21 protein-coding genes are annotated in these 22249 nt (G+C 73.6%); 10 read left to right on the top strand and 11 right to left on the bottom strand.

Annotated features, from left to right (window positions below; translation table 11 throughout):
- Positions 1-47 precede the first annotated feature (47 nt).
- Complete coding sequence (locus ACILRH_RS22445; protein ID WP_395696302.1) at positions 48-1484, bottom strand: ATP-binding protein; 1437 nt, start codon at positions 1482-1484, stop codon at positions 48-50.
- A gap of 132 nt (positions 1485-1616) precedes the next feature.
- On the opposite strand from ACILRH_RS22445, the gene msrA reads away from it, so the two are divergent.
- The 4 genes from msrA to ACILRH_RS22425 all read left to right on the top strand — a co-directional run bounded on the left by msrA (position 1617) and on the right by ACILRH_RS22425 (position 7251).
- Entirely contained in the window at positions 1617-2267 is a 651-nt protein-coding gene (msrA, locus tag ACILRH_RS22440) for a peptide-methionine (S)-S-oxide reductase MsrA (protein ID WP_395696301.1), read from the top strand.
- 259 nt (positions 2268-2526) lie between these two features.
- Positions 2527-5217, top strand: a complete 2691-nt coding sequence (locus ACILRH_RS22435; RefSeq protein ID WP_395696300.1) for a family 78 glycoside hydrolase catalytic domain — start codon at positions 2527-2529, stop codon at positions 5215-5217.
- 43 nt (positions 5218-5260) lie between these two features.
- Positions 5261-6607 (top strand): ABC1 kinase family protein, encoded by a 1347-nt coding sequence (locus ACILRH_RS22430; RefSeq protein ID WP_395696299.1) that lies wholly within the window; start codon positions 5261-5263, stop codon positions 6605-6607.
- A gap of 245 nt (positions 6608-6852) precedes the next feature.
- The gene (locus ACILRH_RS22425) at positions 6853-7251 is read left to right on the top strand and encodes a hypothetical protein (protein ID WP_395696298.1); all 399 of its coding nucleotides are present in this window, start codon (positions 6853-6855) and stop codon (positions 7249-7251) included.
- A 301-nt stretch (positions 7252-7552) separates the two neighbouring features.
- Here the strand turns inward: ACILRH_RS22425 and ACILRH_RS22420 are convergent, their stop codons facing one another.
- From ACILRH_RS22420 to ACILRH_RS22400, 5 genes are read right to left on the bottom strand one after another with little or no spacing between them, the layout of a single operon-like run.
- Positions 7553-8068, bottom strand: a complete 516-nt coding sequence (locus ACILRH_RS22420; protein ID WP_395696297.1) for a DinB family protein — start codon at positions 8066-8068, stop codon at positions 7553-7555.
- Positions 8065-8802: a VOC family protein gene (locus ACILRH_RS22415; protein ID WP_395696296.1), complete on the bottom strand. Its 738-nt coding sequence runs from the start codon at positions 8800-8802 to the stop codon at positions 8065-8067. Before ACILRH_RS22415 ends, ACILRH_RS22420 begins: the two co-directional genes overlap by 4 nt.
- Positions 8799-9113 (bottom strand): pyridoxamine 5'-phosphate oxidase family protein, encoded by a 315-nt coding sequence (locus ACILRH_RS22410; protein WP_395696295.1) that lies wholly within the window; start codon positions 9111-9113, stop codon positions 8799-8801. The genes ACILRH_RS22415 and ACILRH_RS22410 overlap by 4 nt, the downstream gene beginning before the upstream one ends.
- Positions 9110-9748, bottom strand: coding sequence for an IMPACT family protein (locus tag ACILRH_RS22405; protein ID WP_395696294.1), 639 nt, complete (start codon positions 9746-9748; stop codon positions 9110-9112). Before ACILRH_RS22405 ends, ACILRH_RS22410 begins: the two co-directional genes overlap by 4 nt.
- Positions 9745-10527: a sulfite exporter TauE/SafE family protein gene (locus tag ACILRH_RS22400; RefSeq protein ID WP_395696293.1), complete on the bottom strand. Its 783-nt coding sequence runs from the start codon at positions 10525-10527 to the stop codon at positions 9745-9747. Before ACILRH_RS22400 ends, ACILRH_RS22405 begins: the two co-directional genes overlap by 4 nt.
- A 63-nt stretch (positions 10528-10590) precedes the next feature.
- Here ACILRH_RS22400 and ACILRH_RS22395 point away from each other — a divergent pair, with 63 nt between their 5' ends.
- Positions 10591-11505 (top strand): ABC transporter substrate-binding protein, encoded by a 915-nt coding sequence (locus tag ACILRH_RS22395; protein ID WP_395696292.1) that lies wholly within the window; start codon positions 10591-10593, stop codon positions 11503-11505.
- Positions 11493-11888 (top strand): DUF2695 domain-containing protein, encoded by a 396-nt coding sequence (locus ACILRH_RS22390; protein ID WP_395696291.1) that lies wholly within the window; start codon positions 11493-11495, stop codon positions 11886-11888. Before ACILRH_RS22395 ends, ACILRH_RS22390 begins: the two co-directional genes overlap by 13 nt.
- A gap of 14 nt (positions 11889-11902) precedes the next feature.
- Here the strand turns inward: ACILRH_RS22390 and ACILRH_RS22385 are convergent, their stop codons facing one another.
- Together ACILRH_RS22385 and ACILRH_RS22380 are read right to left on the bottom strand one after the other, a co-directional pair.
- Positions 11903-13498 carry a hypothetical protein gene (locus ACILRH_RS22385; protein ID WP_395696290.1) on the bottom strand — a complete coding sequence of 532 codons (1596 nt, stop codon included), beginning with the start codon at positions 13496-13498 and terminating at the stop codon, positions 11903-11905.
- Between the two features lie 88 nt (positions 13499-13586).
- The gene (locus ACILRH_RS22380) at positions 13587-14162 is read right to left on the bottom strand and encodes a hypothetical protein (RefSeq protein ID WP_395696289.1); all 576 of its coding nucleotides are present in this window, start codon (positions 14160-14162) and stop codon (positions 13587-13589) included.
- Positions 14163-14325: 163 nt separating this feature from the next.
- Between ACILRH_RS22380 and ACILRH_RS22375 the strand changes: the two genes are divergently transcribed.
- Positions 14326-15441 carry an IS110 family transposase gene (locus ACILRH_RS22375; protein WP_395696288.1) on the top strand — a complete coding sequence of 372 codons (1116 nt, stop codon included), beginning with the start codon at positions 14326-14328 and terminating at the stop codon, positions 15439-15441.
- A gap of 118 nt (positions 15442-15559) precedes the next feature.
- Here ACILRH_RS22375 and ACILRH_RS22370 read toward each other — a convergent pair whose 3' ends face one another.
- Together ACILRH_RS22370 and ACILRH_RS22365 are read right to left on the bottom strand one after the other, a co-directional pair.
- Positions 15560-17578 carry a VWA domain-containing protein gene (locus ACILRH_RS22370; protein ID WP_395696287.1) on the bottom strand — a complete coding sequence of 673 codons (2019 nt, stop codon included), beginning with the start codon at positions 17576-17578 and terminating at the stop codon, positions 15560-15562.
- Between the two features lie 5 nt (positions 17579-17583).
- Positions 17584-18969 carry a magnesium chelatase gene (locus ACILRH_RS22365; protein WP_395696286.1) on the bottom strand — a complete coding sequence of 462 codons (1386 nt, stop codon included), beginning with the start codon at positions 18967-18969 and terminating at the stop codon, positions 17584-17586.
- 175 nt (positions 18970-19144) lie between these two features.
- On the opposite strand from ACILRH_RS22365, the gene ACILRH_RS22360 reads away from it, so the two are divergent.
- A complete protein-coding gene (locus ACILRH_RS22360; RefSeq protein ID WP_395696285.1) occupies positions 19145-19546 on the top strand; it encodes a YchJ family protein in 402 nt (133 codons plus the stop codon).
- Positions 19547-19567: 21 nt separating this feature from the next.
- Here the strand turns inward: ACILRH_RS22360 and ACILRH_RS22355 are convergent, their stop codons facing one another.
- Entirely contained in the window at positions 19568-20371 is an 804-nt protein-coding gene (locus ACILRH_RS22355) for an enoyl-CoA hydratase (RefSeq protein ID WP_395696284.1), read from the bottom strand.
- A gap of 68 nt (positions 20372-20439) precedes the next feature.
- Here ACILRH_RS22355 and ACILRH_RS22350 point away from each other — a divergent pair, with 68 nt between their 5' ends.
- Together ACILRH_RS22350 and ACILRH_RS22345 are read left to right on the top strand one after the other, a co-directional pair.
- Positions 20440-21003, top strand: a complete 564-nt coding sequence (locus ACILRH_RS22350) for a TetR/AcrR family transcriptional regulator (RefSeq protein WP_395696283.1) — start codon at positions 20440-20442, stop codon at positions 21001-21003.
- Complete coding sequence (locus ACILRH_RS22345; protein ID WP_395696282.1) at positions 21000-22181, top strand: GDSL-type esterase/lipase family protein; 1182 nt, start codon at positions 21000-21002, stop codon at positions 22179-22181. The genes ACILRH_RS22350 and ACILRH_RS22345 overlap by 4 nt, the downstream gene beginning before the upstream one ends.
- The last annotated feature ends 68 nt before the right edge of the window (positions 22182-22249 follow it).

The raw sequence follows: 22249 nt of genomic DNA, 5'->3' as shown, positions 1-22249 counted from the left end.
GGACCGAGGCTAGTGGGGACGGCCAGCGTGGAGACCAGTGGCGGCGGCTAGCGGGACGGCTCCTGGTGCCCGTGCTGGACGCCCGCCCAGGTGAGCACGCGGTCGGCGGTGGTGCCGGTCTCGGCGAGGATCTCCAGCGGCGCCTCGCCGTACGCCCCGGAGCGGGCCGAGCTGAGCACCTCGACCGCGGCGCTGCACAGCAGCGTCACGTCGTCGAGGTCGACGGTGGCCGCCCGGGTGCCGGCCGCCGAGATCCGTCCGAGCACCAGCCGGAGCTCGTCGGCGGCCGGCGGGTCGACGGCCCCCCGGACGTGGACGTGCCCGTCGGTCACGTCGAGGCCGAACTCGCGCCCGGCGACGACCCGGGCGTGTGGAACGGGCGACGCGCCGAGGACACCGGTGGACCGGAAGGGCCGGTGCCGCACCCGGCACCGGGTACCGCCGGGCCCCGTGTCGATCCGCAGGTCGTCGACGAAGGCCCGGGACAGGTAGAGCCCGCGCCCGCGCTCGGTCCGGGGTCGGGGTGGCTGCCACCGTCCGTTGTCCCGCACGTCAAGGACGACCACGCAGCCCTCGGTCAGCCGACAGGTGACGCTCACCTCGGTCCGCCGGTGGTCGGTCCCGGGCGGAAAGGCGTGCTCGACGCAGTTGCTGGTGAGCTCCGAGACCGCCTGCACCAGCGCCGAGGCGTCGATCGGCTCGACCCCGGCCCGTCCGAGCCAGGCCGCGAGCTCGTGGCGGACGACCCCGACGGTGTCCGGCAGCGCCGGGTAGCGCAGCGTCAGGGCAGGCTGCGGCGCGCGTCGGCGGACGGCGACCACGACCGCGTCATCGACCAGACCCGTGGCCCCCGCGACCTGGTGGAGCAGGTCGTCGACCCACCGGGCGATGTCGCCCCGCGGCTGGGTGACCGGGGCCATGCCGGCCGGCAGCTGGAAGCCGTCGGAGGCGAGCAGCAGGACCTCCTGCACGTCGAGCGTGGCCCGCCGGGTCCCGTAGGTCTCCGTGCAGCCCAGCCGGCCGTCCCCGGTCGTCGGGAGCGCCGCGAGCGTGCCGGAGGGGGACACCACGACCGGAGGCGGGTAGCCGGCGGCGGCGTACCGGAGGGACCGGCCGCCGGCGTCGACCACCGCCAGGCAGATGCTCGCCCCGCGCACCTCGGGCACGGTCGCCGCGTAGCGGGCGACGCGGGTGAGGACCCGGCCCGGGTCGTCGTCCTCGGAGACTGCGAGCAGCACCGCCGCCCGCAGCTGGCCGGCCGCGGCCAGCGCGGCACGGCCGTGGCCGACGACGTCACCGGTGACCAGGGCCAGCGCCCCGTCGCCGACCGGGAGCGTGTCGAACCAGTCACCTCCCGCGTGCTGGTCGTCGTGCACCACGGCACTGGCCACGAGCTCCACGTCCGGGTGGATCGGCGTCCCGAGGGGCAGCAGCGCGCCCTGGAGGGACGCCGCATCCCGGGATGGTTCCGGTCCCGAATCCAACGTCCTCGCCTCTCGTCCCACATCGCCTGGTCCGGAGCGGGTACCCGGCTGCGCCCGATCGATGCCTGCGGGAACGCTTCGAGGCCGCCCGGTGTTGGACGAGATGCACCCACTTCGTCGAAGGAGACGCCCGTGTTCCTCAGTCGCAAGGCTCAGCTGGTCGCCCCCGAGCAGACGCTCCCCGGCCGGGACGAGCGCCGGTTCGCGCTCGCCGACCGCCACGTCGTCCTGGGGACCCCCGTCGTGACCGACGAGGTCCCCGACGGCCACGAGGTGGCGATCTTCGGGCTCGGCTGCTTCTGGGGCGCGGAGGAGATCTACTGGCAGGTCCCCGGGGTCTGGTCGACCTCGGTCGGGTACGCCGGCGGCACGACGCCGAACCCGACCTACGAGGAGGTCTGCTCCGGTGCGACCAACCACACCGAGGCGGTCCGGATCGTGTTCGACCCGAGCCGGGTCTCCTACGCGGACCTGGTGAAGACCTTCTTCGAGGTGCACGACCCGACCCAGGGCTTCCGCCAGGGCAACGACGTCGGCACCCAGTACCGCTCGGCGATCTACTGGACCACGCCCGAGCAGGAGCAGACCGCCCGCGAGCTGACCAAGGTCTACGGCGACGAGCTGGCGCGCCGCCGGCTCGGCGAGATCACCACCGAGATCCGGCCCGCGTCCGAGACCCCGTACTTCTACGCCGAGGACCACCACCAGCAGTACCTGGCCAAGAACCCCTTCGGCTACCGCTGCCACGCCAACACCGGCGTTCGCTTCCCCGAGACCGCCTGACCTCCACAGGTGGGCCCTGCGTCGTTCGACGTGGGGGCCGCGGTCTCGTCCAGCGGACCGGTGTCGGGTCGTGTGCCTCAGACCTACCTACATGTCGGTGTGAGGCACACGACCCGTGCTGATCGGTGACCCAGTACCTCGACTGCGGGTCCCCCCGGGAGGTCCGCCGGTTCAACCCACGGCTCGGCCGCGGCTGATGGCGGGGTGAGCGGTCTGGTCCGGCGCGACCGATCGGCGCGGCCCTTCTAGCCTCCGGGTCGTGACCGCGCCCCTCGCGCCTCCTGCGCCCGTCGACCTGCGCACCGCGTGCCGGACCGAGCCGCTCGGTCTCGACGACCCTCGTCCCGAGCTCTCCTGGCGGTTGCCCACCGAGGGCGAGCCCGTGCCCGCGGGACAGGTCGCGTGGCAGGTCGAGGTGCGGGCGGGCACGGACGTCGTCTGGGACAGTGACCGGGTCGAGGGCGAGCGGCCCTTCGGGCACGCGTACGGCGGCAGCCCCCTCACCTCCGGCACGACCTACCACTGGCGGGCCCGCGTCTGGGTGCCGGACGTGGCCGCGCCGTCGGCGTGGAGCGAGCCGGCGTCGTTCGAGACCGGCCTGCTGCAGCCGGCCGACTGGTCCGCCCGGTGGGTCAGCGGCCCGGCGCCCACCTCACCGGAGGAGTTCCGCACGCTCTACCTGCGCACCGTCGTGGACGTGCCCGGCGCGGTCGTCCGGGCCCGCGCCTACACCTCGGCACTGGGCTGGTACCGGTTCCTCGTCAACGGCACCGACCTGGTCGGACCCGCCCTGGTGCCGCGCTGGACGCCGTTCGACTCCTACGTCGAGTACCAGGTCCACGACGTCACCGACGTCCTCCGGTCCGGATCCAACGTGCTGGCGATGGCCGTCGGCGACGGCCGGTTCCGGGGTCGCAACGGCGTCGGCAACCGGCGTGCTGTCTACGGGGACCGGCTCGGCGCCCTGTGCCAGCTGCAGGTCGACCTCGCCGACGGAACCTCGCTGACGTTCGGGTCCGACGGCTCGTGGGAGGCCGGCACGGGTCGGATCGTCGTCTCGGACCCCAAGCACGGTGAGCGGGCCGACCTGCGCGTGCCCGACGACGACTGGCTCACCGGAGCCGAGGCGCCGCCCCGGTTCGCACCCGCGGAGGTCCTCCCCCGCCACCCGCGGCGCCTGGTGGCCGAGGAGACCGGACGCGTCCGGCAGGTCGCGACGCTGCCGGCGGTCGCGGTCACCCGGACCGCGTCGGGCCGGCAGGTGGTCGACCTCGGGCAGAACGTCGCCGGCGTCGTGCGGATCCGGCTCGACGGCCCCCGGGGCTCGACGGTCCGGCTGCGGCACAGCGAGCTGCTCCGGCCCGACGGCGAGCTCGACGTCGACTACATCCACAACGTCGGCGCCACCAGCCGGTGGGACCAGCGCGACGTCGTCACCCTGCCCGGTGAGGAGGTCTGGTGGCAGCCGTGGTTCACCATCCACGGGTTCCGGTTCGTCGAGGTCGACGGCCTCGAGCGCGACCTCCACCCCGAGGACGTCGTCGGCGTCGTCCTCTCGTCGGACCTGGCGACCGCCGGTGACTTCACCTGCTCCGACGAGCGCCTGGTCCGCCTGCACCGCAACGTCGGGTGGTCCCTGCGCTCGAACTTCGTCGACACCCCTACCGACTGCCCGACCCGGGAGCGCTCCGGGTGGACCGGTGACATCCAGGTGTTCGGGCCGACGGCCACCACGTACGTCGACGCCCAGGCCTACCTGCGTCGCTACCTGCGCAACCTCTCCGTGGAGCAGCTCACGGACGGCACCGTCCCGGCGGTCGTCCCGGCCGAGTCGTCGACGTTCTCCGGAGGACTCGCCCGGCTCTCCCGGTTCACCCGGACCTCCGCCGGCTGGGGCGACGTCACGGTGCTGCTGCCGTGGACGCTCCACCGGTACTACGGCGACACCCGGGTCCTCCACGACGCCTACCCGACGATGACGAAGTGGGTGGACCAGCTCGCGCGCCGGGCCGCGTCGAGGAGGAGCCTGCAGCGCCGGCTGCGCGGGACCCGGCGCCGCGACGTCGAGCGGTTCCTCGTCGACACCGGCTACCACTGGGGCGAGTGGCTGCGACCCGGCGAGGGCTTCGTCCGCTCGATGGCCGACTCGCTGCTGCGCTCGCGCGCGGTGGTGGCGACCGCCTACCTCGAGCACTCGTCGCGGCGGCTGTCGCAGGTCGCGTCGCTCCTCGGCCGGAACGGCGACGCGCAGAGGTACGCCGACCTCGCCGACGACGTCCGCGCTGCTTGGCGAGCGGCGTTCCTCCACGCCGACGGCACCGTCGGCCTGGACCGGCAGGAGGACTACGTCCGGGCCGTCGCCTTCGGGCTCCTCGACCCGGCTGAGCAGCCGGCCGCGATCGACCGGCTGGTCGAGCTCGTGGAGGCGGCGGGCGACCACGTCGGCACGGGCTTCCTCGCCACCCCGCTCCTGCTCCCCGTGCTCGCGGAGGCTGGGCGCGCCGACGTCGCGTACCGCCTCCTCCTGCAGACGACCAGCCCGTCCTGGCTGCACCAGGTCGAGCGCGGTGCCACCACCGTGTGGGAGACCTGGGAGGGCTACCGGGCCGACGGGCACGGGGAGGCCTCGCACAACCACTACGCGTTCGGGACCGTCGCCGGCTTCCTCGTCGAGCACGTCGCCGGGCTTGCTCCTGCCGAGCCGGGCTACCGGGTGATCGACGTCCGGCCGACCGTCGGTGGTGGACTGACCCACGCATCGGCGACGCTGCGGACGCCGTACGGCACCGCGTCGAGCTCGTGGAGGCTCGAGGGTGCGGGGACGGACCAGCGGGTGCTGCTCGACGTGGTCGTGCCACCCGGGGCCACCGCACGCGTCCGGCTCGGCGACGGCAGCACCGAGGAGGTCGCGCCCGGTCGGCACCGGTTCGGCTGGCCGGGCCCGCGCTGACCGCCCCGCGCCCGCGTTGGGAGCGACCCGCCACAATGGAGTCGTGACGGACGTGCCCCGCAAGGCGGTGAGGCGGACCGCCAGGCTGGCCGCGCTGCCGCTGGGGTACGCCGGACGCAGCGCGATCGGCCTCGGGAAGCGGATCGGCGGCAAGCCCGCCGAGGCGGTGATGACCGAGATCCAGCAGCGCACCGCCGAGCAGCTGTTCCGCACCCTGGGCGAGCTCAAGGGCGGGGCGATGAAGATGGGCCAGATGCTGTCGGTCCTCGAGTCGGCGTTCCCCGAGGAGATGGCCGGCCCCTACCGCGAGCACCTCACCCGGTTGCAGGACGCGGCGCCCCCGATGCCGACCCAGACGGTCCGCGACATCCTGGCCGACGAGCTCGGTCCCGACTGGTCCGAGCGGCTGGTCTGGCTCGACGGCGGCCCGACCGCGGCAGCGTCGATCGGGCAGGTCCACCGGGGTCGGTGGGTCGACGGCCGCGAGGTCGCGGTCAAGGTCCAGTACCCCGAGGCCGCCGACGCCCTGATGTCGGACCTGCGCCAGCTCTCCCTGCTCGCGCGGACCGCCGCTCCCCTCGTCCCCGGGATCGACCTCAAGCCGCTGGTCGCCGAGCTGCAGGCCCGTGCCGCCGACGAGCTCGACTACCACCTCGAGGCCGAGGCGCAGCGGGCGTTCGCGGAGGCCTTCCGCGACGACCCCGACATCGTCGTCCCCGACGTGGTCGCGGTCGGCCGGACCGTGCTGGTGACCGAGTGGCTCGAGAGCCCCGCGTCGATCGCGTCGGTGATCGCCGACGGCACCCAGGAGGAGCGCGACCACTACGGCGAGCTGTTCGTGCGGTTCCTCTTCTCCGGCCCGGTCCGCACCGGGATGCTGCACGCCGACCCGCACCCCGGCAACTACCGCGTGATCCCCGACGCGGACGGGAGGCCCGGCCGGCTGGGTGTCCTCGACTTCGGTGCCGTGGCGCGACTGCCCGAGCGCGGGCTCCCCGAGGCGATGGGGCGGCTGCTGCGGGCGGGCGCCGAGGAGGATCCCGACGTCCTCGTCGAGGGGTTGCGGCGCGAGGGGTTCATCAAGGACCGCGTCACCGTCGACGCCGGGCAGGTGCTGGACTACCTCAGCCCGTTCGTGGAGCCCACCAGGGTCGAGCGCTTCCGCTTCAGCCGGGAGTGGATGCGCACCCAGTTCGCGCGCGTCAACGACCCGCGCGACCCCACCTTCACGGTCGGCATGAAGCTGAACCTGCCGCCGTCGTACCTGCTCATCCACCGCACCTGGCTGGCCGGCCTCGGGGTGCTGTGCCAGCTCGAGTGCGAGGCGCCGTTCCGGCAGATCCTCACCGAGACGCTGCCCGGGTTCGCCCAACCCGACCCGGAGGACTGAGCCTCACGGACCAGGGGACGGGGCGCCGACCGCGCGGACGGACGCCGACGGGCGAGCCCGAACGGGCTCGCCCGTCCGGGCGGCGTGCGGTGACCCGGAGCACGGGCCCGGCCGCGAAGTCCTCCCCCGCGGCGGGACGTTCGGCACCTGCCCGGGGGCGCCGCCCGACGCACGATGGGGTCGAGAAGGTCTCACGCGGGCCACCCCCGCGGGCAGGCCCGCTCGCAGCACATGGGGAGGACAGCATGAAGCTCCGCCAGGCACGTCTGGCCACCGCCGTCATCGGCACCCTCGCCGCCACCGCCCTGGTCGCCGCTCCACCCGCACCCGCGGCCACGCTGGCCACCAGCCACGTGACCGCCACCCCCAGCACCACGAGTCCGGCCTCGTCCGCGACGTTCCACGTCCGCGGCGCCGTGTGGTCCGAGGGAGTGCGGGTGCCGGCCACCATCCACATCGGCACGTGGCGTCACGGCCAGTGGGTCCCGCTGACCGGCGCGGTGATGCACACCAACCGCAGCGACCAGTACGACCTGCGGGTGATCCTGCAGACGAAGGGTCTGCGGCAGCTGCGCGTGACGGGCGACCCCGACTCGGCCGCCATCGCGAACGCGCGGACCACGTTCACGGTGACCGTCCGGTAGCCGTCCCGAGAGGTCGTCGTCCGCGCCGATCAACGCCGCGACGGACCGGGACCACCCCCGTGCCACAGGGTCGGGTGACCGACGTCCCTCGCAGGGGCCGGGGCGCGAACGGCGACGCTCGGCCGCGCTGCGACGGGGTACGCCGCGCGCGACCCCCGGGGCCGAGGGGCCACAGGTTCACCATGGTCTGTTGCCGAACCTGCACCTCCCACGGCGGGCTCACCGTGGGGGGTGCGGCTTCACCTGCATCCCGTGGTGAACCTGTGACGGCAACGCACGGACCCGCCACCCGACGACGTTGTCACTCCCCGACCTGGCCGTCGATCGACTGCCGGATCAGGTCGGCGTGGCCGTTGTGGCGGGCGTACTCCTCGACCAGGTGCAGCAGGATCCACCGCAGGTTCATCGGCTCACCGGTGCGCCGGTTCGGGCGGGCCGACAGCGCCTCGGGGTCGGCGCCGGCCAGCACACCGTCGACGTCGGCGAGCGTCGCGTCGTAGAGCGCCCAGATCATCTCGGGCGTGTCGTCGCGGGCGCTGTGCCAGTCCCAGTCCCAGTCGGCGTCCCAGTCGACCGACGCCCACGGCTCGGCGAAGTCCTCGCCCAGGAAGACCCGGCGGATCCACCAGTGCTCGACCAGCGCGAGGTGCTTGACCATGCCGCCCAGGGTCATGTCCGACGGCGGCAGCGCCGTGTCGAGCTGGGCCGCGTCCAGGCCGCCGGCCTTCCGACGCAGGGTGTCGCGGTGGTACTGCAGGAACGCCAGCAGCTGGGTGGTCTCGTCACCCTGCTGCGGCGGGTCGGTGCGGTCGGTCACGGCTTCCTCCGGGTGATGCAGTAGGTCGTGCCGACCGGGTCCGCCATCACGATCCAGTGCTCGTGGCGGCGCACGACGGTCGCCCCGATCCCCAGGTGGCGCGCGGCCTCCGCCTCGCGGTCGTCGCACGCGAGGTCCAGGTGGGCGGTCACCGGCGCCGGTGCCGGGTCGTCGAGCCGCTGGAGCAGCCAGCGCAGCGGCTGGTCGGCGGGCGGGTGCAGCCGCGCGAACTCCGGTGACACCGACGTCTCGTGCTCCCAGCCGGTCAGGGTCCGCCAGAACGCCACCTCCGCGTCGTACGACGCGGGCGGCAGGTCGAGGCACACCTGGTCGACCCGCGACCGGGTGCCGTCGGGCCAGGTCGCCGGGCCCGGCGTGCGCTGTGCGGGGTGTGCGACGAAGCAGAAGACGAACCCGCCCGGCGAGCGGAGGACGACGTACCCGGCCTCGTGGCGGACCAGCACATGGCCGCCGAGCTCGATGGCGGCCTCGGCGGCGTACGTCGGGTTGTCGACGTGCAGGTCGAGGTGCAACCGGCCCGGCCCCTCCGCCAGCGCCTGCACCCGCAGGTAGTCGTCACCGTCGGGGGGCACCAGCGTGGCGAACTCCCCGTCGCGGCCGCGCCGCTCCGAGACGGCGTACCCGGTGACGTCGCGCCAGAACGCCACGCCACGCTCGAACCCGCCCGGGGCGAAGTCGAGGAAGGCGCTGACCCAGAACGGACTGGTCGTCACGGCGTCGGCCGGTGGAGGATCGCGCTGGTCGGCGTGATGCGGACGTCGTCGCCCTCGCCCGTGGCGGTCCCGTCGACGAGCAGGGTCATGCCCGGGTCGACGAGGGGTGGGAAGAGCAGCGTGACGCGCGGGTTGGCGGCGACGTTGCGCAGTGACCCGGGCCCCGGCTTCGCCACGACGAGCGTGCCGTCCTCCCACGTCGCGCGCACCGAGACCGCCTTGACCAGCCCGTCGCGGGAGGTCAGCAGGTAGCCGCGGCCGAGCTCGGCGAGCCGGTCCGGGATGTCGGCGATCTCGACGGGGACGCTCATGGCTGGAGGGTATCCACCCACGCCTGACCCGCCACCCGGGTTTCCGCCGTGCCCGCGGTCAGCTCGGCGACGAGGGCCGCCAGACGGTCCTCGTCGGCGGGCGGGACGGCGAGCCGCAGCACCACGCGGTCCGACCAGTCGGCGCCCAGCACGGTGGTGCCCCGGGCTCGCAGCTCGCCCTCGACCCGGCCCGCGTCGGCGGGGTCGAGGGCGAGGAGGTGCTCGCGGACCAGGGTGCGGCGTAGCGTGCCGGCCTCGTCGAGGGCGGCACGCACCGCGTCGCCGTACGCCCGCACCAGGCCGCCGGCTCCCAGCAGGGTGCCGCCGAACCACCGCGTGACGACCGCGACCACGTCGCTGACCCCCTCTCCTGCCTGGCCCCGGAGGACCTCGAGCATCGGCGCACCCGCCGTGCCGGCGGGCTCGCCGTCGTCGGAGGAGCGCTCGACCGCGTCGGCGTGCAGGCGCATCGCCGAGCAGTGGTGGCGCGCGTCCCAGTGCTCGCGGCGCAGCGCGTCGACGACCGCGCGGGCGGCGGTCTCGTCCTCGACCCGGCGCAGCGTGCAGAGGAAGCGCGAGCGCTTGACCTCGACCTCGCCCCCGGCGTCCCGCGCGATCGTCAGGTAGGAGCTCACGACCACAGGCCGAGCACCTCCCCGCCGATCCGCACGATGAACGCCGAGACCACCACGATGAAGAACACCCGGACGAAGCGGGTGCCGTGGTGCACGGCGGTCCGAGCGCCGACGTAGCCGCCCACGATGTTGCACGCGCCCATGACGAGCGCGACGTACCAGACGATGGCGCCCTGGCTGGCGAACACGAGGATCGCCGCCAGGTTGGTCGCCCAGTTAGCGAGCCGGGCCTTGGCCGAGGCTTCGAGGAAGCTGTAGCCCATCAGCCCGACGAGCGCGAAGACGAGGAAGCTGCCGGTCCCGGGACCCAGGGCGCCGTCGTAGAAGCCGATCACCAGCCCGGTCGCCATGGCCGCCGCGAGGTGCCGGCGACCCCGGAACCGCAGCGCGGTCTGCTCGCCGATGTCCGGCCGCAGGAGCACGTAGCCGCCGACGACGACGAGCACCACCAGCACGATCGGCTCGAACACGTCGCGGGGGACGTGGCTCGCGACCGCCGCACCGGCCGCCGACCCGAGGAAGGCCAGAGCCATGAGCGGGCCGAACGTGCGGGGGTCGGGACGGATCCGGCGGTAGTACGTCGACGCGCTCACGCTGGTGCCGCAGATCGAGGCGACCTTGTTGGTGGCCAGGATCTCGACGGGCGCCGCCGTCGGTATCCCCAGCAGCAGCGCCGGGAGCTGGATCAGTCCGCCGCCCCCGACCACCGCGTCCACGAACCCGGCCGACAGCGCCGCGAGCCCGAGGAGGGCCAGCACGGTCGCGGAGGGGTCGTCCATCGGCGTCCTCGGTGGTCGAGTGCGAGCGCAGCGAGCGTATCGAGACCGCCTAGGGTCGCAGTCGTGCGGATCGTGTCGCTGCTCCCCTCCACCACCGAGATCCTCTTCGCCATCGGCGCGGGCGAGGACGTGGTCGGCGTGACCTTCGAGTGCGACTTCCCGCCGGAGGCCCGCGAGCGGCGGATCGTGTCGACCTCGGCGATGCCCGAGGGCCTGACGCCCGCGGAGATCGACGCGTACGTCGTCGGCGCGGTCGCGCGCGGGGAGGACCTCTACCACCTGGCGGCCGACGCGCTCGCCGAGCTCGACGCCGACCTGGTCGTCACCCAGGACCTGTGTGCCGTGTGCGCCGTCGACGTCTCGGTGGTCGACGACGCGCTGTCCTACCTCGGCTGCCGGGCGGACGTGCTGACCATCGACCCGCACACGCTCGACGAGGTGTTCGCGTCGATCGAGGTGCTCGGTCGGGCGACGGGTCGCGAGGCCGAGGCGACCGCGCTGGTCGCCGCCCAGCGCGGCCGGCTTGAGGCGGTGCGGGCGCGCGTCGCCGGCCGGGAGCGGCCGCGGGTGATGCTGCTGGAGTGGACCGACCCGCCGTACGCCCCGGGTCACTGGGTGCCCGAGATGGTCGAGGCCGCCGGCGGCGACTGCCTGCTGGGCAAGCCGGGAGCGCGCTCGGAGCGGGTGCTGTGGGAGTCGGTGCACGAGGCCCGACCCGACGTCGTGGTGGTCGCCCCGTGCGGCTACGACCTGACCGGCGCGCAGCGCCTCGCCGACCAGCTGGTCGCCTCCGACGTCCTTCCCTCCGGGGTCCCCGTGCACCCGGTCGACGCGAACGCCTCCTGGGCCCGTCCGGGGACCCGACTGGTCGACGGCGTCGAGGAGCTGGTGTGCCTGAGACCGACCCAGAGGTCGGTGCCAGGCACACGACCCTGCTTGTCGGTGGCCGGGAGTAGACACCAGCCATGGGTGAGATGACCGTTGCCGACCAGGTCGAGCACTACCTACGCGCCGTCGTGGAGCAGGAGCCGCAGCCCGGCGAGTGCCTGGTGTGCTTCGTCGACCGGATGGTGGCCGAGCACGGCTGCGACCACTCGCTGCTGTGGGCCGTCCGGTTCCGCGACCTGCGGTCGCCGACGGCCACGGCGCTCGAGAAGCGGTTCCGTGCGCAGGCCGTGCGGTGCGACTGCATGGTCCTGCGGAAGGCCTACACGCCGGTGCGGGAGGTGCTCGTGCGCGACGTGCACACCGACGAGCTCGAGCGGCCGGAGCGGATGCCACCGTGCGCGGGGGTGCGCCGCACCAACACCCGCCCGTGCGCCCACTGGCGCCGCAGCCCGATGGCTGGCTATCCCGACTGACGAGTCCCGCGTCGTCACATCCGCGCCGTCACCGGCCCCGCGCCGACCCGAAGCGCAGGTAGGTGCCAGGACCGATGGTCGACTCGCTCGTCGTCGTGCGCTCCATCCCGGAGCCGATGAACAGCGGGACGCCGGCCAGTCCGGGCCGTCCTCGCAGGACGACCCGTGCTGAGCTCGCCGAGTCGAGCCGGAGGCACCGGACCACGTCCGCCCTCTCCCACGAGCCATTGGCCTTGGTAGTAGAGCGCTGCGCCCATGCAGTCGCCGGCGTGGTTCGGCTTCACGTGGTAGGTGACGACGGCTCGGTCGGAGACACCGAACACGTAGGTCTTCCCGTCGCGGGAGCGATACCCGCGCGTCGTGGCGGTGATCCCGACCGTCGACTCCAGCCGCACCGCCTTCTCCACCGCGTCGTGCCCCTCGTCGCCGGCGAAGACCACGACGACCCGACCCGTTCTCTCGAGGGGGAAGGTGAGCTGGACCCGCTGATCGTCGTCCAGCAGGCCGCTGGTGAGGCGACGGCGCGCGCCGGTGAGGTCCTCGGCGTATGCGACCACCTCGGCGTGCGGGGGCGCGAACTGCAGGAAGACAGAGATGACCACCGGTGTCCCGTACGCGCGCGGAGTACCGCGCACGTCGATGTCGAGCCGCGGTGTCGCGTGCACCGAGATCGACCGCAGCACCCAGGAGCCATGGGAGGTCCGGGCGATCGCCTTCAGCTGCTCACCCACCCAGACCAGACCACCGGGGCGCACGTCGTAGTGCCACGACGCGAACGGGTTCGGGTTCCCGGGCTCCCACATCAGGACCATCTCGGCACCCGTCGCCCTCATGCCCGACGGGCTCACCGCGACGTTGCCCCACGAGGAGGCCCAGCGCTCGACGACCCTGAGGTTCGCGGTCCGGAAGTCCGTCCCCGGAGTCGAGACGACCTGACCCTGCTGGCTGAAGGTCACACCGTCGCCCGCGCCCGGCGCACGCACCGTGCGAACCAAAGTCGCGACCGGTGCCTCACCCCAGGTGACGTCGTAGCGTCGCAGGAGCTGCTCGTCCTGGTAGCTGGTGCCCACGAACAGCGCACCAGGGACGGCCGGGTCGCTCGCAAAGGTGGTAGCGCCGAACCACCCCGGGAGGTCGGGCAAGGTGGCCGGGGCGACCGCACCGTCCGCCGGGTCCAGCACACCGACACCGTCGTAGGTGCACCCGCGCGCGAACCACACCTTCCCCTCGACGACGGCGAGGTCCGTGGCGCAGCCGACGCCGTCGGTGTAGGCCGTCCACGACAGGTCGTCGACCTCGACCGCGACGATCCCGTTCTCCCAGCGAACGCCACCCACCCACAGGGTCTCGTGGTCCGGCGACAGGACGAGGTCCCCTGCCACCGGAAGCCCGTGGAGCTCACCGACGACGGAGCCGTCGAGGTCCAGCACGTAGACCGAACTCTCGCCGTCACTGACGTAGAGACGGCCGGTGTCCACGTCCGGGGCCATGTCGGCGAAGCCGGTGAGCGGGAGGTGCGTGACGGCGTCCGCGGACGCCGTCTCGTCCACCGCTGCGAGGCCGACGGCGGCGAGGGTCCAGCACAAGACGACCAGCACCGCACGGCGCACGCGGACCCCCAAGACTCGACCGGACGCCTGATCCTAGGAGAGTCGCGGCCTGGCCGCAGGAGAACGTCGGGCCGGTGGGCGCGGACGGTCAGGGCGACCTCTGACGAGCGGCGAGGGTGATCCCGGCGCCCCAGCCGGGCGCCCGTCCGCCCTCCGGCGGCGACACGGTGTCGACGTCGTGGCCGCTGACCGCCAGCAGCCAGGCGACCAGGGAGTTGGAGTTCCACATCTCACCGAGGCCCAGCTCGTCCCGCCCCCAGGTCAGGGGCGGCACCCCGGGAGCAGCCGTCATCAGGCGGGCGACCCGCTGGGCGTCGGTCGGCAGGGAGAGGTCCGGTCCCACCGCCTCGGCGAGGTCCGGGATGACGCCGTCACGCCACAGCCGCACCTCGTAGCGGAACCACACCAGCCGCCCGAGCACGCGCAGGCCCACGGGGCCGGTGCGCACGACGCCCCGCTGCTCGGCCAGGCGGTCCCAGGCGGGTGCCATCTCCACGACGTACCTCTCCTCGCCGTCCTCGAGCTGCAGCGCGGCGTGGTAGAGGTCGCGCGGAGGCCGGTGCTGGCAGCGGGCGACGACCCACTCGAAGAGCCGGCCGTTCAGGCGCACCGACCGGCCGCCTGCGCCCAGCGGCAGCCAGGACAGGCGCACCGAGGGTTCCACGGCTCCAGCGTGTCCCGGGGTCCGACCCGGGCCCAGGGCCGGAGGTCCCGCGGCCCGTCAGACGGTATGACGGACCGCCCGTTTCGGGTGGTTACGGGCCGGGGCCTCACCGCACACATTCGTGGGTTGCCGAGCAGAGTCCCCTGCCCGGCCTATCCGACATGTGTGGGAGGCCCCGGTGTTCACTGAGCGTACGAGTGTTGGTCTGGATGTGCACGCACGATCGGTCGTGGCGGCCGGTATCGATGACCGGACCGGCGAGCTGATCCAACAGAAGCTCGTCCCCGACCCCGGAGTTGTGATCGAGTGGCTGCGCAGCCTTCCCGAACCGGTCGCGGTGGCCTACGAGGCCGGACCCACCGGCTTCGGTCTGTGCCGAGCGGTTCGCGATGCCGGCATCCGCTGCGAGGTCGTGGCTCCCTCGAAGCTGGCACGTCCGGCCGGTGACCACGTCAAGACCGACGCCCGCGACGCCTTGCTGCTGGCTCGGCTGCTGCGCATCGGCGAGCTGGTCACCGTCCGGGTGCCCACGATCGAGCAGGAAGCAGCCCGCGACCTGGTCCGCGCACGCGAGGACGCCCGCTGCGACCTGACCCGTGCCCGGCAACGACTGTCCAAGTTGTTGCTGCGCTACGGGCACGTCTACTACGGCGGCAAAGCCTGGACCACCGTCCACGACAACTGGCTGCGCTCGATCCGGTTCGAGGGTCCTGGACGCGGCGGGACCCGGGCAGCGTTCGACGCCGACTACGAGACGGTGCAGCTGACGCTGACCCGCCGTGACCGCCTCGACGCCGCGATCGCCGCGTTGGCCGCGGACTCCGAGTTCACCCCGGTCGTGCGCCGGCTGGGCTGCCTGCGCGGAGTTTCGACCCTGACAGCACTCGGCCTGGCAGTCGAGATCGGCGACTGGGACCGGTTCACCGGCGCGAGCATCGGCGCCTACCTCGGCCTGGTCCCCAGCGAGCACTCCAGCGGCGAATCACGCCGGCAGGGCCCGATCACCAAAGCCGGCAACACCCACGCCCGCCGGCTGCTGATCGAAGCCGCCTGGCACCACCGCCCGACCTACCGGGTCGGCCCGACCATGCGGGAACGCTGGGAGCTCGCCCCGGGCACCGCCGCCGCACGCGGCCACGCCGGGAATCTGCGCCTGCACCGCCGCTGGCGCAGCCTGGACGCACGCAAGAAGCCCACGACCGTGTCCAACACCGCCATCGCCCGTGAGCTCGCCGGGTGGTGCTGGTCCCTGGCGACCCTTCCAGAACCGTCCGCCTGAGCAGGCCGACCCGCACTTGAGCCGACCGACCGCGAGCAAGCGAGCACGACGGGACACTCACCCACGCTGCGACCCGGGCGGCACTTCGACCTGCCACTTGACAGCAGGCCCTCACATATCAGTCGCCGACCCAGAACCCCCGGCCGGCGCCGCCGAACCAGTCGCCGTAGCCGCCGCCACCCCAGGGGGAGCGGCCGCGGGAGCCGAGGTAGGAGCCGACCACGGCGGCGCCGAGGTCGTCCAGCTCCGGGGCGACCACCCGACCGTCGACGCGACGCGCCATCTGGTCGATGAACCGCGCCAGACCCGGGTCCTCGCCGAGCCGGAAGAACGTCGTCTGGGCGCCGAGCCGCCCGGCGTTGTCGAGCTCGCGCACGGCGTACGCAACGGTCAGGGGGTGCGGCGGGTAGGAGAAGTAGACCTCCCCGTCGGGCTCGAGGTGCGAGGTCGGCTCGCCGTCGGTGACCACCAGCAGCACCGGCTGGGCGTTGGGGTGCTTGCGGAAGTGCCGGTTGGCGAGCAGCAGCGCGTGGTGGAGGTTGGTCCCCTTGTCCCACATCGCGTCGAGCGCGGTGAGCTGCTCGATCTCCATCACCTCGGCGTGCCGGCCGAAGCCGATCAGCTGCAGGTGGTCGCCGCGGAACCGCGACCGGATCAAGGTGTGCAGCGCCAGCGCGGTGCGCTTCATCGGGACCCAGCGGCCGTCCATCGCCATCGAGAAGGACGTGTCGACCAGCAGGGCGACCGCCGCCTGGGTGCGGGCCTCGGTCTCCTGGACCTCGACGTCGTCGATCGAGAGCAGTGGACCGCTGGGGTCGCCGGCCCGGCGCACGACGCCGTTGAGCATGGTGCGCGGCACGTGCCAGGGCTCGGTGTCGCCGAACGCCCACTCGCGGGTGGCGCCGGACAGGTCGCCCGCTGCACCCGCTCGCTGGAGCTCCCGCTGACCCTGCCGACCGGACATCCGCTCGGCGACGTCGCGCAGCAGGGCCTTGCCGAGCTGACGCATCGCCTTCGGCGAGAGGCGGTACTGCCCGGTGCTGTCCCGCTTGAGGTAGCCGGTGTCGCGCAGCGCCTGCTCGAGCCGCTGGAGGGTCCGCGCGTCGACGGCGGCCTGCTCCCCCAGCTGGCGGGCGAGCGCGTCGAGGTCGAGGTCGTCCATCCGCGCGCCGCCGTACGACTGCGACAGCTGCTCGGAGAGCGCGTCCAGCTCGGCGAGGTCCTGGAAGACGCCGGTGCCGTCGCCGAGGCCGAGGCCCTCCTCACCGGACATCTGCTCCGACCCGCCCCAGTCCTCACCGGGACGCAGCGCCCGCAGGTTGGCGTCCATCTGGGCGAGCTGCTCCATCAGCTCCGGCGAGCCGAACGCCTGCTGCGAGAGCTCCATCAGTTCCTGGCGCTGCTCGGGCGTCATCGAGTTCAGCATCCGCTGGGCGGCCGCGGCGCGCTGCGCGAGGGAGTCGAGGAGCTCGTCGATGGTCGACGGGTTCTCCGGGAAGAAGTCCCCGTGCTTGCGCATGAACTCGTCGAAGTCCTCCTGGGTGTCCTCGCCGCTGCCGTGCTTGTCGAGCAGCTCGTTGAGGTCCGTGAGCATCTCGTTGACCGCGGCCCGGTCGGCGTCGGTGGCGTTCTCCAGCGCCTGCTTCATCCCGGCGAACCGCTGGTCGAGCAGCTCGCGGCCGAGCAGGTCCTTGATCCTCTCGTAGTCCTCCCGGGCCTCCCGGCTCTGCCAGTCGTACGACGACAGCTCGTTCACGGCCGCGGCCGTGCTCGCGGGGAGGTTCTCCAGCTGCATCTCGCGGAACGCCCGGTCGCCGTCGTCCATCATCGCGTCGCGGGCCAGCTGCTTGCGCTCCTCCAGCAGCGCGTGGTCGAGGAGCTCGCGGACCTCCTGGAGCGTGCCGTCGAGGTGGTGCCGCTGGGCCAGCTCCCGGCGCCGCTCGGCGACCCGTCGGGCCAGGTCGTCCAGGCCGGTCTGGTCCCGGCCGCCGCGGCGCAGGAACTCGCGCATCGCGCGCTCGGGCGAGTAGCCCGCCATCACGTCCTCGCCGATGGCGTCCAGCGCCTCGGCGAGGTCGACCGGCGGGGCCAGCGGGTCGCCGCCCTCGTAGCGCTTGAAGCGGGTGCGGTCCTTCATGACTGCTACCCGTAGACCGTCTCGGCGCCGTCGGAGTCCTTGCCGATCCTGCGCGCCAGGTAGAGGCCTTCGAGCGCGAGCTCGATGGCACCGGCCCGCTGCCCGTCGTTGCTGGCGCCGAGGCGGTCGCACACCTCGTCGTACAGCTCGGACTCGCCGAGCCGCGGCAGGCCGGTGAGGAAGTCGCGGGCGGTCACGCGCTCGCCGGTGGTCACCATGGCTCCGTTCTCGATCGCCTGCACGAGCAGGCCGAAGTCGATGCCGCGGAAGTGGCTGCGCACGGTCTCGGCCGTCGCGGTGCGCAGGAGGTGGGTGAGCACCTCGGCCTCGCGGCCCTCCTCGCCGGACTCGAACTCGATCTTGCCGCCAAGGACGTCGACGGCGGTCTCGAGGTCGACCGGCCGGGCGACCGCCTCGGGCTCGCCCTGGACGGTTGCGCGGTGGAGCGCGGCGGCCGCAATCGTCTCGGCGCCGGCGATCGCGAAGCGGGCCGAGACGCCGGAGCGCTGGTCGACGGCGCTGGACTCGCGCAGCTGGCGGGTGAAGCGGGCCAGGATCTCGATCAGCGGGTCGGGCACGTCGGCGACCAGGTCGGCCTCCTGCCGGATCACGGCGACCTCGTCGTCGAGCTCGGTCGGGTAGTGGGTGCGGATCTCGGCGCCGAAGCGGTCCTTGAGCGGGGTGATGATCCGCCCGCGGTTGGTGTAGTCCTCGGGGTTGGCGCTCGCGACGACGAGCACGTCGAGCGGCAGCCGCAGCACGTAGCCGCGGATCTGGATGTCGCGCTCCTCCATCACGTTGAGCATCGCGACCTGGATCCGCTCGGCGAGGTCGGGCAGCTCGTTGATCGCGACGATGCCGCGGTGGCTGCGCGGGATCAGGCCGAAGTGGATGGTCTCCGGGTCCCCCAGTGAGCGGCCCTCCGCGACCTTCATGGGATCGACGTCGCCGATCAGGTCGGCGACGCTCGTGTCGGGGGTGGCGAGCTTCTCGGAGTAGCGCTCGGAGCGGTGCCGCCAGGAGACGCGCAGGTCGTCGCCGTACGCCGCGGCGGCCGCCTGCGAGGTGTGGGTGATCGGCTCGTAGGGGTGCTCGCCGAGCTCGGAGCCGGAGATCACCGGCGTCCACTCGTCGAGCAGCCCGACCAGGGTGCGCAGCAGGCGGGTCTTGCCCTGGCCGCGCTCGCCGAGCAGGACCACGTCGTGGCCGGCGATGAGGGCCCGCTCGAGCTGCGGGATGACGGTGTCCTCGAAGCCATGGAGGCCGGGCCACGGGTCCCGGCCCTCCCGGAGGGCGGCGAGCAGGTTGTCGCGCACCTCCTGGCGCAGCGACTTCTGGACGTGGCCGGAGGCACGCAGCTCCCCGACCGTGCTGATGGCGGGTGCGGTCACGCCTCCACGCTACTCAGCCCGCCAACAAGCGGGGTAGGTCTCCGGTTAGGTGCCTGGCACCGGGGGTCGTCAGGGGAACGGTGCAGGACACGCCGTGTCGCTCCGGCGTGTCTGCACGTTTCCCCGGTCGACCGGGGAAACGTGCACCGCCCACCCCCACCCGTAGGCTCCCACCGTGCCCCTGCAACAGCCCTGCCCGTGCGGCTCGGGCGCGACGTACGACGCCTGCTGCGGCCGGCTGCACCGCGGTGCCGCGCAGGCGGCGACCGCCGAGGAGCTGATGCGGGCGCGCTACGCGGCGTACGCCGTGGGCGACACGTCGTACGTCTTCCGCACCTGGCACCCCCGCACCCGCCCCGCCGACCTCGCGCCCGACCTCGCGCCCGACCTCGCGCCCGACCCCGCGCCTGACCCCGGGCTCACCTGGACCGGGCTGACCGTGGTCGGCGCCGGGGAGGACTGGGTCGAGTTCCGCGCCGCGTTCGAGCGTGGCGGCGTGGCCGGGGAGCTGCACGAGCGCAGCCGCTTCGAGCGGCGCGCCGGACGGTGGGTGTACGTGGACGGCGACGTCGGGTGACGGACCGGCGCCGAGGGCCCCTCACCGGTCGTCGGTGAACCGCGGCGCGCGCCCCTCGCGCCGGGCCAGCGTGGCCTCCTCGAAGTTGCCGGTCAGCAGCCGCAGGTAGAGCTGGCCGATCCCCTCCGACGACAGGTAGGTCTCCAGGGAGGTGGCCGCCTGGCCGGCGTGCAGCGACTTCTTGGTGAGCTCGACGCCCGGCTGGGAGAACCCGGCGATCCGGCGCCCCACGTCGACCGCCGCGCCGACCACGTCGTCGTGCACCGCCGAGACGAGCCCGATCCGCTCGGCCTCCTCCGCTCCGACGTCGCGACCGGTCAGCATGATGTCGGCGGCGCGGGTCGAGCCGACCGCGCGCGGCAGCAGGAACGAGAGGCCGAGCTCGCTGGCGGTCAGGCCGTTGTTGATGCCCGCCGCACGGAAGTACGCCGCGGGCGCGGCGAGCCGCAGGTCGCAGGCGAGCGCCAGGCACAGGCCACCCCCGATCGCGGCGCCGTTGACGGCCGCGATGACCGGCTGGTGCAGCCGGCGGATCGTCAGCACGACCTCCTCCAGGGCCTCCATCGCCCGCAGTGCGTAGGTCGGGCGGGCGAGGCCGTCGACACCCGGAGGGACGCCGGCCGACTCCTGGTCGGCGCCCGAGCAGAACCCGGCCCCCGCACCGGTGACGACCACTGCGCGTACCGCGTTGTCCTGCCCCACCTCGAGCAGCGCGTCGCGGAAGGGCACCATGACGTCGTACGCCATCGCGTTCATCCGCTCGGGCCGGTGCAAGGTGACGACGGCGACCGCCGGGTCCGGCCGGTCGACGAGCACGAAGGACATGGCGCCGGAGTCTGCCAGACGCGGGAGGCGGATTTCCTAATGCTTGTAGGTTTTTGCATAATGGCTCTATGCCGCGCGCCGGACTCACCCCCGAGCTCCTCGCCCGTGCGGGCGCCGAGCTCGCCGACGAGGTGGGGTTCGAGCACGTCACGGTGTCGGCGCTGGCCCGCCGGTTCGACGTGTCCGTGCCGAGCCTCTACTCACACCTGCGCAGCACCGACGACCTCCGCCGCCGGATCGCGCTCCTCGCGCTGGAGGAGCTGGCCGACCGCGGGGCGGATGCCCTGGCCGGCCGGTCCGGGCGCGCAGCGCTGGCCGCGCTCGGCGACACCTACCGCGACTACGCCCGCGAGCACCCGGGCCGGTACGCCGCCGCGCGGCACCCCCTCGACCCCGAGACGGCGGCCGGCAGCGCCGGCGTGCGCCACGCGCAGATGGCGCGTGCGGTGCTGCGCGGCTACGACCTGACCGGACCCGACCAGACCCACGCCGTCCGCCTGATGGGCAGCACCTTCCACGGCTTCGTCAGCCTCGAGCTCGCTGGGGCCTTCGACCACAGCGAGCCCGACCCGCAGGTGAGCTGGGAGCGGGTCCTCGACACCCTCGACCTGATGCTGAGGAGCTGGGCATGACCCTCGACCCCGTCCCGACCCCCGCCACGATCACCGTGCCGATCACCGACGACCTCGTCCACGGCGCCATCGAGCTCGAGCGCACCGCCCGCGGGCTGGTGCCGCACCGGCTGCCGGCCTGGGCGCGCGCCCAGTGCCCCGACCCCCAGCTGGCGATGGCCGAGAGCCAGCCCTCGGGGGTGCGGCTGTCGATGCGCACCGCGGCGACCGTCATCGAGATCGACGCGCTCGCCACCCGGCGCGAGTACGTCGGCGCGCCGCTGCGGGCCGCGGGCCGGTTCGACCTGGTGGCCGACGGCGAGCTGGTCGCCTGGGCCAGCCCGCCCGGCGGCGAGACCTGGATCATCGACCTCACCACCGGCGCTGCCGAGCTCCGGCCGGGACCGGCCGGCACCGCGCGGTTCGAGGACCTGCCGGCCGGCGAGAAGGACGTCGAGATCTGGCTGCCGTACGACGAGGGCGTGACGCTGGTCGGGCTGCGCGCCGACGCCCCGGTCGCACCGCTGCCCGACCGCGGCCGCCGCACTTGGCTCCACCACGGCAGCTCGATCAGCCACGGCTCGGCCGCGACGCACCCGACCGGCACCTGGCCGGCGGTGGCCGCCCGGATGGCGGGGGTCGAGCTGGTCAACCTCGGGCTGGCGGGCAGCGCCCTGCTCGACCCGTTCACCGCCCGCACCATGCGCGACACCCCGGCCGACCTGATCAGCGTCAAGCTCGGGATCAACGTGGTCAACCAGGACCTGATGCGGCTGCGCGCGTTCGGGCCCGCGGTGCACGGGTTCCTCGACACGATCCGCGAGGGCCACCCGATCACGCCGCTGCTGGTCGTCTCGCCGATCCTCTGCCCGACCCACGAGCACACGCCCGGCCCGTCGGCGCCGGACTTCTCTCAGATGGCCGAGGGCCGGCTGCGGTTCGTCGCCGTGGGTGACCCGGCCGACCCCACCCCCGGCAGGCTCACCCTGCAGGTGATCCGCGCCGAGCTGGCCCGCATCGTCGCCGAGCGGGCCGTCGACGACCCGCACCTGGCCTACCTGGACGGCCGGGAGATGTACGGCGTCGCCGACCACCGGCTGCGTCCCCTGCCCGACGACCTGCACCCCGACGCCGAGACCCAGCTGCTGATGGGCGAGCGGTTCGCCGAGCTCGCCTTCCGCGGCCCGTTCGCGGGCTGACCGCGGGCTGACCGCGGGCTGACCGCGGGCTGGCTCGCGCGCGTCGAGACACCGGAAGTGGCCCCTCC

Origin of the sequence: Nocardioides sp., assembly GCF_044226765.1 — a bacterium.
Lineage (GTDB): Bacteria > Actinomycetota > Actinomycetes > Propionibacteriales > Nocardioidaceae > Nocardioides.
Note: the sequence above shows the minus strand (reverse complement) of the source record. Positions and strands in the feature narration are given on the sequence as shown.